This is a genomic window from Cryobacterium sp. AP23 (assembly GCF_054075385.1).
Genome location: NZ_CM133415.1, coordinates 1,898,433 through 1,915,996 on the forward strand (window position 1 = coordinate 1,898,433; position 17,564 = coordinate 1,915,996).

General features: G+C 60.7%; 14 protein-coding genes. 8 read left to right on the top strand and 6 right to left on the bottom strand.

Going from position 1 to position 17,564, the window contains the following annotated elements:
• Positions 1 to 32: 32 nt before the first annotated feature.
• Positions 33 to 2,180, top strand: coding sequence for a glycosyl hydrolase (locus ACU5E9_RS09090; RefSeq protein ID WP_456813269.1), 2,148 nt, complete (start codon positions 33 to 35; stop codon positions 2,178 to 2,180).
• A gap of 72 nt (positions 2,181 to 2,252) precedes the next feature.
• On the opposite strand, the gene ACU5E9_RS09095 is transcribed toward ACU5E9_RS09090, so the two are convergent.
• On the bottom strand, positions 2,253 to 3,227 hold the full coding sequence (locus ACU5E9_RS09095) for a glycosyltransferase family 4 protein (RefSeq protein WP_456813270.1): 975 nt from the start codon (positions 3,225 to 3,227) through the stop codon (positions 2,253 to 2,255).
• A gap of 303 nt (positions 3,228 to 3,530) precedes the next feature.
• Here ACU5E9_RS09095 and ACU5E9_RS09100 point away from each other — a divergent pair, with 303 nt between their 5' ends.
• Entirely contained in the window at positions 3,531 to 4,859 is a 1,329-nt protein-coding gene (locus tag ACU5E9_RS09100; RefSeq protein WP_456813271.1) for a hypothetical protein, read from the top strand.
• A gap of 293 nt (positions 4,860 to 5,152) precedes the next feature.
• Entirely contained in the window at positions 5,153 to 5,926 is a 774-nt protein-coding gene (locus ACU5E9_RS09105; protein ID WP_456813272.1) for a glycosyltransferase family protein, read from the top strand.
• A gap of 106 nt (positions 5,927 to 6,032) precedes the next feature.
• On the opposite strand, the gene ACU5E9_RS09110 is transcribed toward ACU5E9_RS09105, so the two are convergent.
• Entirely contained in the window at positions 6,033 to 7,022 is a 990-nt protein-coding gene (locus tag ACU5E9_RS09110) for a hypothetical protein (protein WP_456813273.1), read from the bottom strand.
• A 281-nt stretch (positions 7,023 to 7,303) separates the two neighbouring features.
• On the opposite strand from ACU5E9_RS09110, the gene ACU5E9_RS09115 reads away from it, so the two are divergent.
• The 4 genes from ACU5E9_RS09115 to ACU5E9_RS09130 all read left to right on the top strand — a co-directional run bounded on the left by ACU5E9_RS09115 (position 7,304) and on the right by ACU5E9_RS09130 (position 11,762).
• Positions 7,304 to 8,116, top strand: a complete 813-nt coding sequence (locus tag ACU5E9_RS09115) for a polysaccharide pyruvyl transferase family protein (RefSeq protein ID WP_456813274.1) — start codon at positions 7,304 to 7,306, stop codon at positions 8,114 to 8,116.
• A 334-nt stretch (positions 8,117 to 8,450) separates the two neighbouring features.
• Positions 8,451 to 9,377, top strand: a complete 927-nt coding sequence (locus ACU5E9_RS09120) for a polysaccharide pyruvyl transferase family protein (protein ID WP_456813522.1) — start codon at positions 8,451 to 8,453, stop codon at positions 9,375 to 9,377.
• Between the two features lie 89 nt (positions 9,378 to 9,466).
• A complete protein-coding gene (locus tag ACU5E9_RS09125) occupies positions 9,467 to 10,249 on the top strand; it encodes a hypothetical protein (RefSeq protein ID WP_456813275.1) in 783 nt (260 codons plus the stop codon).
• 34 nt (positions 10,250 to 10,283) lie between these two features.
• Positions 10,284 to 11,762, top strand: a complete 1,479-nt coding sequence (locus ACU5E9_RS09130; protein ID WP_456813276.1) for a lipopolysaccharide biosynthesis protein — start codon at positions 10,284 to 10,286, stop codon at positions 11,760 to 11,762.
• Between the two features lie 127 nt (positions 11,763 to 11,889).
• On the opposite strand, the gene ACU5E9_RS09135 is transcribed toward ACU5E9_RS09130, so the two are convergent.
• On the bottom strand, positions 11,890 to 13,974 hold the full coding sequence (locus ACU5E9_RS09135) for an acyltransferase family protein (protein ID WP_456813277.1): 2,085 nt from the start codon (positions 13,972 to 13,974) through the stop codon (positions 11,890 to 11,892).
• A gap of 213 nt (positions 13,975 to 14,187) precedes the next feature.
• Between ACU5E9_RS09135 and ACU5E9_RS09140 the strand changes: the two genes are divergently transcribed.
• Entirely contained in the window at positions 14,188 to 15,501 is a 1,314-nt protein-coding gene (locus ACU5E9_RS09140) for a UDP-glucose dehydrogenase family protein (RefSeq protein ID WP_456813278.1), read from the top strand.
• Positions 15,502 to 15,567: 66 nt separating this feature from the next.
• Here the strand turns inward: ACU5E9_RS09140 and ACU5E9_RS09145 are convergent, their stop codons facing one another.
• From ACU5E9_RS09145 to ACU5E9_RS09155, 3 genes are all read right to left on the bottom strand, one after another.
• Positions 15,568 to 15,789: an antitoxin gene (locus tag ACU5E9_RS09145; protein ID WP_456813279.1), complete on the bottom strand. Its 222-nt coding sequence runs from the start codon at positions 15,787 to 15,789 to the stop codon at positions 15,568 to 15,570.
• Between the two features lie 65 nt (positions 15,790 to 15,854).
• The gene (locus ACU5E9_RS09150; protein ID WP_456813280.1) at positions 15,855 to 16,193 is read right to left on the bottom strand and encodes an excalibur calcium-binding domain-containing protein; all 339 of its coding nucleotides are present in this window, start codon (positions 16,191 to 16,193) and stop codon (positions 15,855 to 15,857) included.
• A 173-nt stretch (positions 16,194 to 16,366) separates the two neighbouring features.
• Positions 16,367 to 17,314, bottom strand: coding sequence for a CAP domain-containing protein (locus tag ACU5E9_RS09155; RefSeq protein ID WP_456813281.1), 948 nt, complete (start codon positions 17,312 to 17,314; stop codon positions 16,367 to 16,369).
• Positions 17,315 to 17,564: the final 250 nt, after the last annotated feature.

A 17,564-nucleotide genomic window follows, 5' to 3' on the forward strand; every position in this document is an offset into this window, starting at 1 on the left:
CTACTCCGATTTCAACCCCTTCCTGGAGACTCATGACAATCCTCAAACGCCTCCGCGCCCAACCTCGCTGGCGGGTGATCACGGCCGCAGGCGTCGTTGTCGTCCTCGCCTGTGGAGCGACCGTCGCCGCTTTTGCCTTCGCGCCCGATTCAGAACCGGCCGCTGTTGCCCCGACCTCGACACCGAGCGCCACAGCCACGCCGACACCCACCCCGACGCCGACGCCGGAGCCCGCCGCGCTGCCGACCGCTGACGCAACCGCGTCGTTCGACGGCTGGTCGCAGGACAACGAAGCGGACGTGGCATCCACCTTCACCGCTGAGGCCGGCGATGCGGCAGATGGTGCCATTGCTCTGCGAATCGCGAGTACGAATCCGGCCGACAACCCGACCCGCCGCGCACTGAGCCAGACGGTCGCAGTCACACCGTCCACTACCTATACGTTCACCGCATCTATCCAGGGGACCCCGAACGCGAAGGCGAAGCCTCAACTGGCCGTCTTCATGGGATCAGAGGGTCAGGGCCGATACGACTTCACAAGCACGAGCGGTGCGTGGACGGAACAGACCTGGAAGTACACAACGGGTGCCGCCGAAACGGAGACGCCTGTCAGTCTTCTTACCGTCGGCCCCGTCACCGACATTGCTCTGGACAAGCTGACCATGACCGCGGCCGGAGCAGCGGACAATCTGCTAGCCAACCCCTCGTTCGAGGCATTTTCCGCCGATAACCCACGCATCACAAACGCCTCACTGATGCTGGAGACTGGCTCCGCGGCGACACTGGGTGTGTCCTGGCGCGTTCCCGGCGCGTCTTGGACGGTTACCGACGAAACCGGCGCGTCTGTCAGCACGGGAACCCTCGATCTGCAGCCCGGACTTGCCGTGGTTTCTCTGCAGGATCTTGATCCCGGGTACTACTCGATCGACATCGTGAACAACGACAACGGTTCAGACAACATCCAGACTTCGCTTGCCATTGTCGACCCTGTCGCTAAGGGCGCCTCCGCGACCGACGAAAGGTTCGGTGTCGGCGTGCACCTCGCACCGGCCTATCTCAATTCGGGGCGCGTAGCCAGCGAAATAGGCTTCGGGACTGTTCGGACAGATACGCTCTGGCACCTGATTGAGAAGCGACAGGGCGAGTACTTATTCCCCGACGTCGAGGAGAGCATGATCCAGGATTACGCAGCAAATGGAGTGGGTCTCCTGCCGCTTAGCGTCTATAAGAACAAGTTGTATGACAACAACAAGACCCCTAGCACCCCTGAAGGGCTGGCGGCGTACGCCGAATTCACCAATGCCGTCGTGAGCCACTACGGGTCTCCGGCAGTAGAGGTTTATAACGAGTTCAACAACCCGCCGATGAACAAAGGTGCGTGCGGGCCCACGGCGGCGTGTTACGTGCCCCTGCTCAAGGCCACCGCCGAGCGAGTGAAGGCGGATCACCCTGAAACCCTTATCGTCGGCCCGTCGATCGCCCGCACAGATGACGTTTTTCTGACAGAGTTGTATCAGGCTGGCGGGCTCAACTACCTCGACGCGGTCAGTTGGCACCCGTACGACTACGGACCCGGCATCGGGCCTGAGTTCCTCGAGGCGTCCCTTCAGAACCAGGTCGCCAAGATGAAGGAATACAACAACGGCATTGCCAAGCCCATTTGGATCAGTGAATTGGGCTGGTCAACCGCCGGATACACCGAGCAAGAGCAGGCCGACAACCTTGTGCGGGCACAGGCAATCTCCCTGGCAAACGGCGTTGAGAAGTTCTTCTGGTACGACCTCGTCAACGACCAGAACGACCTCGCCCACCATGAGGGCAACTTCGGGCTCGTTCGTCAGGTGACCGAAGAAGTGCCTCTCTTTGCGCCCAAGCCCTCGGCGGTGGCGCAGGCTGTGCTAATCCGTGAAGTTTCCGGAAAGCCGTTCACGTCGCGCGACGAGCAGGCTGACACATCGGTGTATTCGTACGTCTTTGGGAGCGGCGCCGCGGTCACACGGGTCGCGTGGGCTACAACGGCCAAGACACTCACATACGCGGCAACAACCGACATCACTGTTACGGACCAGTTCGGCGCGACCACCACTCTGGAGCCCGTTGACGGACGCATCACGGTTCAGGTCGATGGCCACCCGCGCTACCTAGACGGAGACGTTTCCGACCTGCAGGTGGTTGGCTAGCCACAAGCAGACACAGAAGAAGGGCCCGTGCTAACTAGTACGGGCCCTTCTTCTGTGCTGCTACGGAAAGCGTCACGCGCGACTTATGACCGCGGACACTCGCTCCCCCACGCCGTCCCAGCTGTACAACTCATTCCATGCCGCCGGCATAGCCAACGGTCCGGCTTCCGCCTGTTCCACCAAGGAATCCATCGATCGCGCCCATTCGTCCGCGCTCGTGGCTGATTCAACGGTGACGCCCGTGTCAGACCGAATTTCTTGCACGCTCTCGCAACCAGTCCACGAGGCGACACGAGTTCCGCACGCCATTGCCTCCAACGCTGGCAGGCCAAAGCCTTCCAAGATTGACGGCTGCAGGGCACCCGCAGCTCCCCGGTACAGCGACGCCAATTCGTCATCGCTCACACCTGTTCGGATGCTCACCCGATCGCCGAGACCGGCTTTCGACACAGCCGACTCTGCCTGCTCAACATCTGACGTCACCACAATGAGGTTGTACTCCGGGCGAAGGGCCAGCGCATTGAATAGGACATCTACGTTCTTGTGCGGTTTCAAGTTACCCACGTAGAGGAACGTCGGTCGGTCGAAGGTAGCCTTTGGGCCCTCAACAGCGAAGGCCCGCGAACGACCACAACCCACGACCACAATCTCGACGTCTGCCGCCCCCATCCAATCGGCGATCGCGCGAGCTGACGTAGTAGAAACAGTCATCACGACTCCCGCTCGCTTGATGGCCCGCTTAACGACAGCGTTGTAATAGAGCGCCTTGGCGAATGACTTCTCCGATGCTATTTGCAGGTGGATCAAGTCATGAATCGTCAGTATCTGCCGCGCCCGCGTGAACCCCGCATTGAACCCGGGGCTGTACAAAACGCTGGACGATGGAAGCTTCGTCCTGTGCACGCTGAGCACGTCCAGGATTGACGTGGGCGATCCCTGTCCGCCGAGAGCTAGCCATGGCACCTCCAGCCGAGCAACGACCTCGGTGGCGAACCGACCAATGCCGTGTTCACCGCGCCAGCGATCATCAACGAATAATTGCGCCATTAGTGTCCCTATCTATTGCTGCGATGGGATTAGACCATTCATGGGCATCCATCATCGCTACTGCCGTTCAACGGCAATATCTCCAAGCGCCACGTTGATCGGGTCGAACCCACACCAAGAGGGGGACCCGGCTCCAAGCAATGCGCACCTGCCCAACACTACTGCGCACCTACGCTAGGTTTATTCAGACCGAAACGGCAAGAGCAGGCACGTCACTAGACCCGTGTCGATCGAATTGAACGGCGGAATCTTTACATGCGAGTCGGATGGCTTCTACGACCTACCAGCCTGCTCCTCATCTCAGTGGCCGTCAGTTTCGCCATGTGGATAGTCCCAGGGCAGTCCGAGGAACTTCGAGGCTTCGCCGAGCGCAGCACCGTCGGCGCTGGCGGGGCCTTTCTATTGGCCGGCTGGTACACACTGTGTTTCATCGTCATCTGGGGCTGCATACGCCTGGGTACGAAGGTGCGCACTGTTGAACGGCTGTCATCTTTTGACCGTTCCGTCTCGCTCGAGCGAAACTTCTTCTGGTTTATCTCACTCGTCGCCTCGGTAGGTATGGTCTATTGTCTGGTGCACATAGCGATGCACGTGAGCATTGTGGAGGCGATTCAAACTCGCACGTTCAACAATCTCGCGCACGCGCTCCCCGAGGGAACCGGTATAGCCACCCTCCGCTACGCCACTGCCCTGGCCGCGCCGGTTGGCGTCTACCTCTGGCAGCGAAAGAACGCCCCGCTCCCTGTAGTCATTTGGAACGTCCTGCTCCTGCTGGCCAACGTTGCGCTGGCCTCTCGTCTGTCGCTCATTCTCGCGCTGCTGGTATATGCGTTTCTGTTCGTGCGGACCAACCGCGGCTTTCGTCTCAAATGGTGGGTCGCTCTAGTGACGTTCCTTGCTCTCTTCGGAGGTCTGACGGCGTTCAATTACGCGCGCAATGCGGGCTACTACGAACGTCACGGCGTAGAGAACGCGATAGAGATGAATGCCTACCAGCTTGCGGCGTACTTGGGGACGCCTATTCAGGTGTCCCTCGGCGTCTCCGAGCAGATTTCGACGGGGAAGTTGGCGGTGTCCGGCGATCCATTGCTCTCGCTGCAGGCGGTCGCCCCGACGTTCGTCGATTTCGAGAAGGTGAACCTGGGCACCGGCACGAAGGATCAGCGCTATGGAGCCGTCAGTGTTGCGGACAACCTCACGACCAACTCCGCGTTCGCAGATACGTACGTGAAGTACGGGTGGTGGGGCGTAATTTATACCCTCCTGGTTCTCGCGGTGGCAGCATTCGGCTTCGGTGTATTCGCTCGGTATCGATCTGTCGTAGCGATACTCGCAGCCGTCCTGTTGTATGGCTTCGCTGAGTACTGGAGGATCTTCCTGTTCAACCAGGGCATCCTGGTGTTCCTCTTGCTTGCTACTGCGGCAGGTCTCGTCTTCTCGCTGGCCGCCGAGTCGATCCTTGGCCGCTGGCCGCGACTGAGGGTGCGGCCGTTTGCGCCAGGGCCACGCGCTTACGCTGCGGAAACAACCAGCGACGCACTGGCCGAGGACGGCGACGGTCTGCCCGCAGCCCGGCACCGGGCCGACGCCGTCCGGCACTCTGAGTCCACCGAAACAGCCGGGCGCCTCTAGTGAGCGGCGCAATGGACAACCGGGTAGTTTTCATCAGCCACACTCATGCCGGCGGCATCTTCAGGGTCGGCAGCCATCATTTGGCTCGCGAACTGTCGATTCGCGGATACAACGTTGCTCACGTGTCGACGCCATTCTCGACGGCTCACGCAGCCCTCAGGAAGGGGGCGGACGGCCGAAAAGAGCAGTCTCTCCTGGGCGCCCAGCGTGACGAATACGGCGTGCTCCAACTGGTGCCACGGACGATTCTTCCTGCGCGATTTTCCACGTCACGATACCTCAAGGCTGCGCTAATGGACTCCGGATTCCTCGGAGCCCGCTTCATGCTCGTTGACCAGCCGCTGATGAGTGCGGGTCCGCTCACTCGCTTTGCGGACACGGTCGTGTACAGGCCGACCGATTTGTATCTGAATGGCGCCGCTGCCGTGAAGCAGCGCGCGCTCCTGAGAATCGCTGCTGGGGTGATCGCCACTTCAGATGAGGTCCTGCACTCCCTGCCTTTAGACAGACAAATACCTCGGATGACGATCGAGAACGGGGTTGAATTTGGTCGATTCGCCGCCCCCCTCTCTGAGGACCGATCAGGAGCGGTGTATGTAGGCGCACTGGACGAGCGGTTCGACTGGGACGCGATCCGGCAGTTCGCTCTCGCCGTGCCGGACGCACCGGTACGACTGGCTGGACCAGCCGATTCCGCCCCTCCTGGTCTTCCATCCAATGTTGAGCTTCTGGGCTCTGTCCCCTACGCGGACGTTCCTGCGCTCCTGGCTCGCGCGCGAGTCGGCCTTTTGCCGCTCTCAGATTCCCCGAGCAACCGGGGCCGTAGCCCCATGAAGCTTTTTGAATACCTTGCGGCAGGCCTTCAGGTAGTTTCTAGGGAAACCCCTGTGATTGCTGCACGCAACCTCCCCGGTGTGAGCACCTACCGGACCGCCGAGGACGGCGCTCGTATCTACGCGAGAGATCACCTTAGCGAGGTCGCAAACACGGCAGGTGTCCACGCCGCCCGGCTTCAGGATTGGTCAGCAAAGGCCGACGAAGTCGAGAAGTTCTGCCTCTCCCTCTAGGACGCCGCCTAGGCACGCATGCTGCAGAACTCGGTGTACCTGCCCCCTACCAAGCCGCCAGCGGGTGCCGAGGAGCCCGAAAGACGCGTCAGACGCGTCAGACGCGTCAGACGGCCCGATGAGTAACGCGCCGATACAGAGCACGATGTTCTTGAGCAGCGAAACTCCATAGTCGCCGTTCTGAGAATGCTCGACCTTGCACGGCCGCAGGTTTTGCGATCAGGTTGTCCAATGACGTTGAAGTTAGTTCCCCTGGATACCGTCGAATCCAAAAGTCTCCATACTCGGCAGCAAGAGCTCTCGACGCCGGGCTCTCGCGCAATGCCACAGGACGCTGTAGCGAGAGCGCCAAGAGAACCACACCTGAGTTATAGAGGTCCGCATAGGGCACAACGACAAGGTTGGCGGCCTGGATCTTCTCGACTAGTTCTTGAGAATCCAGTCGTTGGGGAAAGACGCTCAGTTGGGACGGATGCGCCTTTGCGATCGACAGAAGCTCTGCGGCATAATCCGATTCAGACGGGGCTCCGGCAATCGTCAGATGTGGATAGCCAAGCGCGACCGCAGCGTGTGCGACTTCCTCGAAGCGCTTGTACCGACGGATGACTCCGAAGCAAAGTATCTGGTTGATACCTCCCGGGGGCCTTTCCTGGGCGCCGAGCGCTTCTAGCCATGGAACATAGTCGCTGTGTGGGATGACTACGTCTGCGTCGCTGCGTACGCCGTCTTCGTCCTCACGCTCTGAGAGCCAAATTCGCGCCGAGACCAGCTTTTCGAAGTGCTGGAGGAGTGCCTTGTCTACCGACGCCACGCGAAAATGGGCGTTCTTGTTGTGCATGGTTCGAACGACAGGAACACGCTTGAACCGCAATCGGATGAGTGCCAGGAAGAACAAGGCTCGTACAACTAGCCGCCGCGCCAACGTTGGTTGCGTGATCAGATGTTCGGGCCAGTGGACATGAAACGCGTCAAAGGACCCCGTTAATAGGGTGCGCCAGGTAAAACCGACAATCACAACATCGGGGCCTACGGATTGGGCCAGCAAGTCTATGTACGGGTTGTCTTTCCAGTTCGCTTGTCTAGTGTCGAACAGCACCCGGACAGTGTCCTTCACCTGAGCCTCATCTCTCTGCAGCCCCGCGGGCACACATCACTGGAGTACTCAGTCTCTCAGTGAAAGCAGCGCGTCCTCTCCGCGGGTCGTCTGTCTTCCTCGGTTGCCCTCGCCGCGGCTGGAATCCGATCAGAACGACAAGCGGCATGCACGGCGGTCGCAAAGGGTAGGGCGGTGAAAACGACGTTGTATTGTGGGAATTTGAATCCAATTGTGGCTTCGGTGATTACCATCGGAATCTGCTCGTACGAAAGGCAAGTTACTTGATTGAGCTGTATTCCTGGAATCCTGGTCGCCCGCTACTGCCGGGATTACTGGGCCGCCGCCTCGCCAGGGCCGGATACTCCGGGGCTCCGGTAAATAACTTCGGTGATTTGCTCGGACCAGAAATTGTAAAGAGAGTGCTAGCGAGCGAAGGAGTCGACCTCGGCGGCGCTCATGTGTCCTCGCGTCTCTTCAGCATTGGTTCTGTGTTGCACTTCGCAGGTGACGGTGACACCGTCTGGGGTACCGGTCGCAACGGCAAGGAGACCAACGCCACACACCATTTCTCTGAGCTGGATGTCAGGGCAGTGCGCGGGCCGCTAACGGCCAAATTTCTTGAAGGCCGCGGCATAGCTGTTCCAACGATCTTCGGCGACCCCGGAGTTCTAACTGCACAGTTCTTCCCCGAGCTGTCGCCGGTTCCAGGTCAGAAAAAGCATGCCGTGACGATCGTGCCGAACCTCAACGACCTTCCCAAATACACACGTGTGGAGAACGTCCTCGACCCGCGGACACCCCTGGCAGATTGCATTCGGCGCATCGCCGCGAGCGACCTTGTAGTGGGATCGTCCCTCCACGGAATAGTCGTCGCAGAGTCATTCGGTGTCCCTGCCCGGCTTATCGGCTCGGGACACGAGTCCGAATTTAAGTATGAAGACTATTATCTCGGGACTGGGCGCGCCATGCCACGGACCGCGTTGAGCGTCGACGAAGCCCTCCAGTTAGGCGGAGCTGAACCCATGGACTTTGACCCCACCGCCCTGCTAGGCGCATTCCCGTTCGATCTCTGGGATCGGGCTCGTCGCTCGTAGAGCCGACATATCGCCCAATGTTCCCGCGGTTTCAGCAAAAGAACCGGCGTCAGTAGGATTGGCGATGCGCATCCGATTCACAAGATCGTGGATGAGCCACGCGCGGGTTCCCTTGCGGGACATGCAGGCTCCGCTCGGCAACCTCGTATAGACGGCCGCCGATTGTGATGTGCGTTGGTTGAAATGCTCCGTTTAGGGATAGGAAAGTGTGCTGTTAAGCGACATCGATTCGGAATATCTTCGCGGCCTCAGGGCTTCAACGGAGGTTACCTTGCGCGGGGCGATCGGCGATGTCATAGACGTCGCACTCCTAGACGCACCCAATCAAACGAACGTGGGCGATTCCCTGATCTGGGCTGGGGAGATGGCGTACCTCCGCCGAATGGGTCTCAGACTGAGGTACGTGTCTGACCTGAATACCTACGATCCCGCAGAGTTGCGTCGAGCAATGCCTTCCGGTGTCGTACTGCTCCACGGCGGGGGCAATTTCGGTGATCTGTGGACTGGGCACCAAAATCACCGGGAACAGATCGCCAAGGATCTTCCCGACTATCGACTCGTGCAACTGCCCCAGTCGATCTATTTTCAATCACCTGAGCGTGCAGCTCAGGCGAACGAGATTATCGGCGCTCACCCAGATTTTCATCTCCTACTGCGTGATTCTCTGTCAATCGAGCGCGCGAAAGACCTTCTGCCCAGCCTGACGCCGATCTTCTGCTACGACATGGCTCTCGGTTATGAGCCTCCCGCCGCTACGCGTGCGCCCTCGAACAAGTCTCTCCTGATCATCGCTCGCCAGGACAAAGAAGCGATGTCCGGGCTCCACACAGTTGGTGACGGTTGGGTGCCCGGGCTCGACGCCACAAACACGGACTGGCATAGCGAGGGGTGGCTGGCTGTGCGATGGAAATTCGCTCGCAGGGCAATGAAGCTTCACCATCGCCTGGTGCGATATCACCGCCGGATTAGGTTGATTCCGATCTACCCGCAGTGGGCCGTACAGCGACTGATCGTTTCCCTGAATGACATTAATATTGCGGGCGCGCTTCGCCTGTACGCTCCAGCGCGGGTTGTTGTCGTCGATCGGCTGCATGCCCACGTGCTGGCGATTCTTCTCGGTATCGACCATGTGGCCTTGGACAACAACTACCGGAAAATCGGGGCTGTGTTCGAGGACTACACCGGAAAGTTCACGACGGCGAAATATGCCACGGACACCGAAGTCGCGCGTCACTATGTCGAAGAACTGACGGCCCCCTGATGCTGGCGTTTATCACCACGCTTCGGCACCCACAAAATTCAGTGGACTACGGCCGGGTAGAGGCCCTCCTAGAAGCCACGTTAAAGTCGGTGGCGCAGCAGTCCTCCGAGGACTACGTCATCATCATCGTTGGGAACAAGCGGCCAGACTTCCCGTTACCGGAACAGGCCCATTTCGTGCAGGTATCCTTCCCGCCGCCGGCACCGCCGACTGGCGCGCGCACTGCACGTGAACCTTTCGTGTGGGACAAGGGTACAAAGCTCGGCATTGGCTTGATTGCGGCGTTGCCGTTCGCCCCGACACACGTGATGAGCTTTGACGCCGACGACTTCGTGCACCGCGATCTTGCCGGCACCATTCACGAGAACCCGGGACATAATGGCTGGGTCGTGCAAGAGGGGTGGATGTACTCCCGGGCGCGGAATTCTTATGTTCCGCAACGGGAGTTCAATCGAGCCTGCGGCACGTCCTTCATCATCCCCTTTGACGCCTACGGCGTGCCCGCCGATCTTCCCGTCTCTGCGACGCAGGACCAGGTAGCCGCCGCTTACGGAGAACGCCTGACGGCGATAATGGGTGCGCACAGGAACGCTGAGGCATGGTTTCGCGCGCATGGCCGGGATCTGGAGCCCTTTCCGTATCCGGCCGCTGTCTATCATGTCGACACTGGTGAGAACCACTCAGGTAAGACGCTCCCCGGGCTTGCCCGTCCCCTCAACGCGAAGATCCAACGCGAATTTGGACTTCGTCCCACGCGTGGGCGCGTATCGACCCTATGGTCGGCCGTCGGTCCCCGCGCCGTGTGGGAAGAAGTGGCGCAGCTCGGCCATCGCGTCGCGAGGCGTTTGGCTGCAACGAGATCTCGATCGTGAGTCGCCAGATTCACGGCGCCCACAGTAACAACTGATGACTGGCGACGACGGCCTCCGCCGAAAAGCCACTCAGTCGATTGGCTGGATCGTCCTCGAACGCTGGACGTCTCGACTACTTGCGCTCGTTGTGATTGCCGTACTCACCCGCCTCCTCTCGCCTGAAGATTTCGGGCTTGTTGCCATGGCAACAGTCGTGACCGCGATCCTGCAAGTCTTCGTTGAGGCGGGGTTCGTAACCGTCCTGGTCCAAAAAAAGGAGCTCTCCCCAAAGGACTCGTCCACGGCGTTCTGGACGTCAGTCACCCTCAGCGTCGTCCTCTACGCCGCGCTGTTCTTCACGGCCCCACTCCTTGCCGGGATGTTCGGTGAGCCGGACCTCACGGGTGTCTTGCGTGTCATGGGACTTGGCCTGCCCATCTCGTCGCTGGCGCAGGTTCCAGCTGCGCTCCTCGAGCGGTCATTTGGCTTCAGGTCACTTGCCATCAGGCAAGTCATCGGTGCACTCTGTGGCGCGGCCGTGGCAATTCCGATCGCGTTCAGCGGAGGCGGTGTCTGGGCTCTCGTCGCACAGGCTCTCGTAACGAACACCGCATCGGTGGTCGTACTGTGGTCTGCCACGACGTGGCGTCCGAAGTGGGAATTCTCGTTCTCGTCCTTGAAATCTATGTGGACTATGGGAGTCCGCATCGTGGGGATCGGGCTCTTGGATGCTCTCCAGCAGAACATAGACAAGCTAATTGTCGGTGCATTCTTCAGTGCTCAGGAGCTGGGCTACTACTACCTCGCTCAGCGCATTGGAACGATCCTCATCGAACTGGTGACGACCGTGATGTCCAAAGTCACTCTCACCACGTTCTCGAAGGTGCAGGACGACCTGCCACGGCTAAACCGCATATTCCTCCAGATGACATTCGCATCCGCCGCTATCGGCGTGCCAATGTTCGGTCTCGTCGCGGTGCTCGCAGCTCAGATCGTCCCCTTCGCCTTTGGGGCCGGATGGGACGAGACGGTACCCATCATGTGGATCCTCGCGGGCGGCTGGGCATTCGGGGCCGTGATGTACTTTGACCGCAGTGCCTTCCTCGCAATTGGGCGAGCTAACGTCGCACTGTGGGTGGCCGTGCTTCAGAACATCGTGGGAGTTCTTCTCGTATTCGCTTTCGTCCCGTTCGGAATTTTCGGCGTGGCGTTTTCGCGTTGGTCGCGGATTGCGACCTGGCCGGTCCGCATCTGGGCTCTCCACCGTCTGATCGGGCTTCCCGTTTGGAAGTACCTCGGGCAGGTATTCCGTTGTGTCTTTGCGATGATCCCAGTGGTCATAGCGATCGCATTCCTGCAACTAACCGCGTGGGCGGACGGAGAACACGCATTCTGGACCTTTGCCGTGCCCGTCGGTGCCGCCGGAGTTGCGGTGTATGCCGTCCTGCTGTGGGCATTTGCCGGGCACGACAATCGGATGGTCTTGCGACAGCTCGCGATTCCAATCCGGAATCGCATAACGCGCAGACGGTAGATGGTCTAACACTGCCCGCATCGGCGCTAAGTAAAGCCCGGAGCGGATTCTCCTGTCGCTCGTACCTGAATAGGCCGACCTGACCGCTGAGAGCGCCTGCCGCACCCGGAGGTTCGGCCGCTCACGGCTACCCGGTGACAAGAATGCGCGCCAGCTCCTCCTTGAACAACGGCACAACCTTCTCCGCATATTGCCGGGTGGTGTGCACTACGTCTCTCTTGACCGGGGTATCCGCCACGAACAACGGGCACTCATCCCAGTCGTTGCAGAACCATGAACGAGTGTTGATAAAGCCCGCTCCTGCGCTTGCCGCAGCGGCCTCATTTGCCTCGGTCACAACGCGGTACGAGGTGTCGACCGAGCCTGTGCAGTCAACTGGCGTGCTCACTTTGGTCGCGCATGATGTGATCGATGGGCCCCGCGGAGGAGACCCGACGAGTACGACCTGAGCTCCGCTCGGGCGCAACTTTTCGATGAGGGATATCGTCCCAGCTTCCCACTCGGCACCACCGGAAGGCCCTGATGTTCCAGACGCCATGTTGTCGATATATCCGTACATCGTCGAAATAAATACGAGGTCCGGTTGGGTTCGAATGATTTCGGCCACCGCGTTCGTTTTGTGTTCGCCGCACGCTTCTTCAGTTTCTTTGTTCTCGAAATTGATCTTTACGTCGAGGTTCACACACGCTGCCATAGTTAGTCCGCGTACGTTGTATTCATCGCCGAGAGCACCCCTTACTGTGGGCAACAGCGTGATACCGGTGGAATCTCCGAGCACAACCGCAGATTTGGTCGCACCCGGCGACGGGAAGTTGCACGAGTCGGGATTCTCAACCACTACGTGGCTGCAGCCTTGCCGGTCCTCCATTGGAGCGCCTTCCGATTTGACGGAGTCAATCGACGGATACAGGTCGGGCCATTGCTCAGCCTTCAACGCCTCGTCAATAGCCAGGGTAAGAGAGGTCTGATCCGTCCACTGGCCCGTTGCGTCATTGACGCCCGCGTCGGCTCGTACGGTTGGCTGAATAGCAATAGTGCCAATGACAAGTGCGCCGACGAGGGCTGCCGCGCCAACCACCATAAAGCCGGGATGGACCGTTCGACCGCTCGATTTACGCTCAAGCCAGCCCGACTTGCGAACTGGATTCTCTACCAGGTGGTAGGAGAGCATCGAGAGAATCGCTGTGATCATGAGTACTAGACCTGTGTACAGCCTGCCGCCGTTCGAAAAGAAAGGCTCGAGGAGCACAATCACCGGGAAATGCCACAGGTAGAGCGAGAAGGACAGGTTTCCCGCATATTGGCTCAGCTTGTTTGTGAGTGGCCAGAGGAACTTCGAAGGGCCGCCCGTCCCAGCAGCTATCACCAGGCCGACGGAAAGGACCGGAAGAACTACGCCGGGGGCCGGGATACCTGAACCACTGTCGATAAGGGACAAGCTCGCCAATGCGCCTGCGATGCCGAGCCAGGCCAACCACGGGCGCAGACGGTCGGGTATGTGTCCGAAGAGCGGAGCGCCCACGGCTACCAATGCACCCAGGCCCAATTCCCATGCTCGGGAGAATGTGGAGAAATACGCCCAAGCGGGGTTTTGTGCTGTATCAAAGAGAGCCCAGGCGAATGAGATCCCGATTAGCGCAATAAGCACGGTCGTAAGAACTCGCCGTGGGTCCCGAATATGGAGAATCTTGGGCGCTATCACCAACGCAAGAACGATCAGAAGTGGCCACACGAAGTAGAACTGTTCTTCAACTGCCAGGGACCAGTAATGCTGCAATGGAGAAAGAGCGCCATCGGCAGCCCAGTAATCGGTCCCAGTTACGGCGAAACGCCAGTTTGCGGAGAAGAGGAATGCGGCGACACCATCAGTGAGGATGCTGAGGGCCGCACCTGGACGAAAAACCAAGTAGCTGGCGGCCACCGTCGCGACAAGCACGAGCGTTGAAACGGGAAAGATTCGCCGAGCTCGTCGACGATAGAAGTCAGCGAAAGAAATCCGACCATTCCATTGATGTTCTCGGAGCAACGCCGAGGTAATGATGAACCCTGAGATGACGAAAAACATGTCAACTCCGATAAATCCGCCCGCGGGGTACCCGAGAAGGTGGTCTGCGATAACGGCCAGCACTGCAAATGCGCGCAACCCCTGAATGTCCCGGCGCACATTCGTTTGGGGTTTCGTTGGCGCCAGGATTTTAGATCGTCTTGTCATGCGCGCGCGCCCCCACCGTGGTTCTGAACACAATCGGATCGCTGCGGTCGCTCTCACGATATTGCACAATCGAGGTCCGTGGCGCGATTATCCCGTCTGCCGCTCCGGAGTACCCCAGCTCAACGCAGTCCGCGCCTCAATGGCCACCTACGGATGCGGTGGAATCGAGGAGCTTTCGACGGGCAATAGGGTTAGTCCTATGGGACACAGCGCATGAAGCTATCGGTAATCGGGTGCGGATACCTCGGGGCGGTGCACGCGTCGGCCATGGTGGAGCTTGGTCACGACGTAGTCGGCATCGACGTTGACGCCAACAAGATCGCACAACTCGCTCAGGGTAAGCCCCCGTTCTTTGAACCGGGTCTCTCTGAAATCCTCACCAAGGCCACGGCCACCGGGCGGCTGCGCTTCAGCACAGACATCGCAGAAGCCGCCGGCGCGAAGGTTCACTTCGTCGGCGTGGGCACCCCGCAGAAGGCCGGCAGCCACGCCGCCGACCTCACGTACGTGGACGCCGCCATCACCGGACTCCTCCCCCACCTGGCCGAGGGCGACCTGGTTGTGGGCAAGAGCACCGTCCCCGTCGGCACTGCTGCCCGGCTCGCCGATCTGATCACGGAGTCCGGCAGCGGCGCCTCCCTCGTCTGGAACCCGGAGTTCCTCCGCGAAGGTTTCGCGGTGCAGGACACCATCAGCCCCGACCGCCTCGTCTACGGTGTCGCACCCGGCGCAGCCGGCGAACGCGCGACGGCCCTGCTCAACGAGGTCTACGCGGCCGCAATCGCCGCAGAGACCCCACTCGTGGTCACCGACTACGCCACCGCCGAGCTCGTCAAGGTCGCCGCGAACGCGTTCCTGGCCACCAAGATCAGCTTCATCAACGCCATGGCCGAGATCGCCGAGGTCACCGGCGCCGACGTCACGCAGCTGGCCGACGCGATCGGCTTCGACGCCCGCATCGGCCGCCGATTCCTGAACGCTGGAGTCGGCTTCGGCGGCGGCTGCCTGCCCAAGGACATCCGCGCGTTCACCGCACGCGCCGAAGAACTCGGCCGCGGCGAATCAGTAGCCTTCCTCAAGGAGGTCGACGCCATCAACCTGCGTCGTCGCTCCCATGTCATTGATGTGGCCACAGCGGCCCTAGGCGACCGCCTGCACGATGGAAAGGTTGCCGTGCTGGGTCTGAGCTTCAAGCCGCATTCCGACGACGTACGCGACTCCCCCGCCCTCGACGTGGCGGTACAGCTGCACGGCCTCGGTGCAGACGTTCTCGCAACCGACCCCAAGTCGATTGAGAACGCCCAAGCGAAGCACCCGCAGCTGAACTTCTCGGAGAGCATCGAAGAAACGCTCAGGGACTCGGAACTCGTCGTTCTCGTCACCGAGTGGCCCGAATTCGTAGGCATCGACCCGGCCTGGGCTGCCAGCTTGGTTAAGACCCGCACCATTATCGACGGCCGGAACGCCCTGGACGCTGACGCCTGGCGCGCAGCGGGTTGGACCTATCGCGGTATGGGCCGGCCCTAGCCGACCAAGGACACCGACCTCGCTGCGCGAAACGCGCAGCGAGGTCGGTGTCTGAGTTTGATGGAACTACCTGCCGCTAGGGGTCCTGTCAGGACTGCCGGCATCGTTGTCCCGCCCGACGTGCTTGTCCGCCGTGTCACGCGCGTTCTCGATCTTGTCGGCGTGCTTGTTGCCGGTGACCTTGTTCGCCACGGCCGCGCCGCCATCGAGAACCTTGTCGCTGATCTCTTCGCCCTTTTCGGTCTTGAGGAACTCTTGCGCCTTGCGGGTGATGTCGTTGAGGTTCATGACTGATCTCCGATCTGCGGATGTTGGTTCATTAGAGCGTAGATCCGGGAACCGCGACGGGCAACTCACTTCTCGCAGGCGATGCCGTCCTTATCGCGGTCGCTCTTCTTGTTCGCCGTGTACAGCGCCGTTGAGAAGGTCGGGCGCTTGGTGAACGCTTTCTTCTTGCCGTTCACGAGGTTGACCTTGATGCCAGCCTTGGCGACTCCGCCCGGATACTTGGCGGTGAGTGCGGTGCAATTCTTGAAGACAACGACGGCAGACTTACTCGTGGTCGCCGCAGAGACGTGCGTGGCCGCCGTTGCGGGGGCAGCTCCGGCGCTGAGCGTCAGGCACAGGGCCATCCCGACGGAGAGGGCCGTTAAACGGCCGGTAGCAGGCAGATTCAGTCCGCGATTGATCATGGGTCCCCCAGGGCTCACGGGCGCCCGTCCTGTGCGCCCTAGTGAACAGTAGCGGGTTGCGGGGTCTCGATTCGCGTGCCCGAGGAGTCCACCCGCCAGGACGACGAAGGGGCCGGGCCCGAAGGCCCGACCCCTTAGCCGTTGACGAGCTCAGCGAGTGAGCAGGTCGCGGGTCAGCCGGCCACGACGTCCGTTGCTGCTGACGTCTTAACCACCGACCCGTACGAAGCCTTCTTGCCGGTAACGGTGACGGTCAGGGTGCCTTTCAGGTCAGCTGAACGGACGACGAAGGTCCAGCCCGTTGCCCCGGTGATCGCGGTCCCACCGCGTTTCCACTGGTAGCTCAGGGTCACGGGCGCGGGGGCCCAGGTGCCCGAAACTGCCGTGAGCGTCTGCCCGACCCGAGCCGTGCCGGTGATCGTTGGCACCGGGGTGGCGGTGAGGTTCGCAACGACGAGCGCTGTCGCCGCGGATGTCTTCGTCACGCTAGAGAATCCGGTCTTCTTTCCGGTGACCGACACGGTGAGGCTCTTCGCCAGATCGGCAGCGGTCGCCTTATAGGTCTTGGCGGTCGCACCGGCGATGGCCACTCCCCCACGCCGCCACTGATAGGAGACGGTTACCAGCGCAGGCGCCCACGCCCCGATGATTGCGGTGAGGGTCTGTCCCACTCTCGCGGCGCCGGACACCGTCGGCGTGGGCGTACCGGTCAGGGCGCTGTACTCCGCGAAGTTCTGCACCGAATAGGCGGCACCGTCGGCACCCACGACGTAGCCGATGCCGATATCGGTATGGGCGCCCATGATGTTGGCGTAGTGGCCGGGCGAGTTGAGCCAGGCTTTTACGACGGTGCCCGAGGTGTAGCCCATGGCGATGTTCTCGGCTGCTAACGTCCAGCCCGCCGGGATCTGGGTAGCGTAGTCCGGATTGTGCTTGTAGCCGCTGGTGGCCATCTTGACCGCCCACGCTTGGGCTACCGCGTCCATTGCCGCGTTGCGTTTGAGCACCGGGAGCCCCTGTGCGACGCGAGCGGCATTGGTTTGCGACGCGATGGTCGCGGTGTCGCTGGTGGCAGCGAATGCCGGCAGAGCTCCCGCCCCCAGGCTCAGACTGAGGATCACAGCGAGCGTTGTAGCGAGGATTCGCTTATGTCGTGTCGGTACCGGTGGAGACTGCGGAGCCTTGTTCATCGTTCCCCCTGAGATGACCGGGGCACGGGCTGTGCCCCTGGCTGCACTCTACTCAGCGGGATTTTCGGGTCGGACGACTGCTGGCTGGAACGACAAAAGGGCCGGTCCCGAAGGACCGACCCTTTGATCTCGACAAGCTCGATCAACGAGCGCGAAGCCCGATCACGAGGAAGCCGTGGAT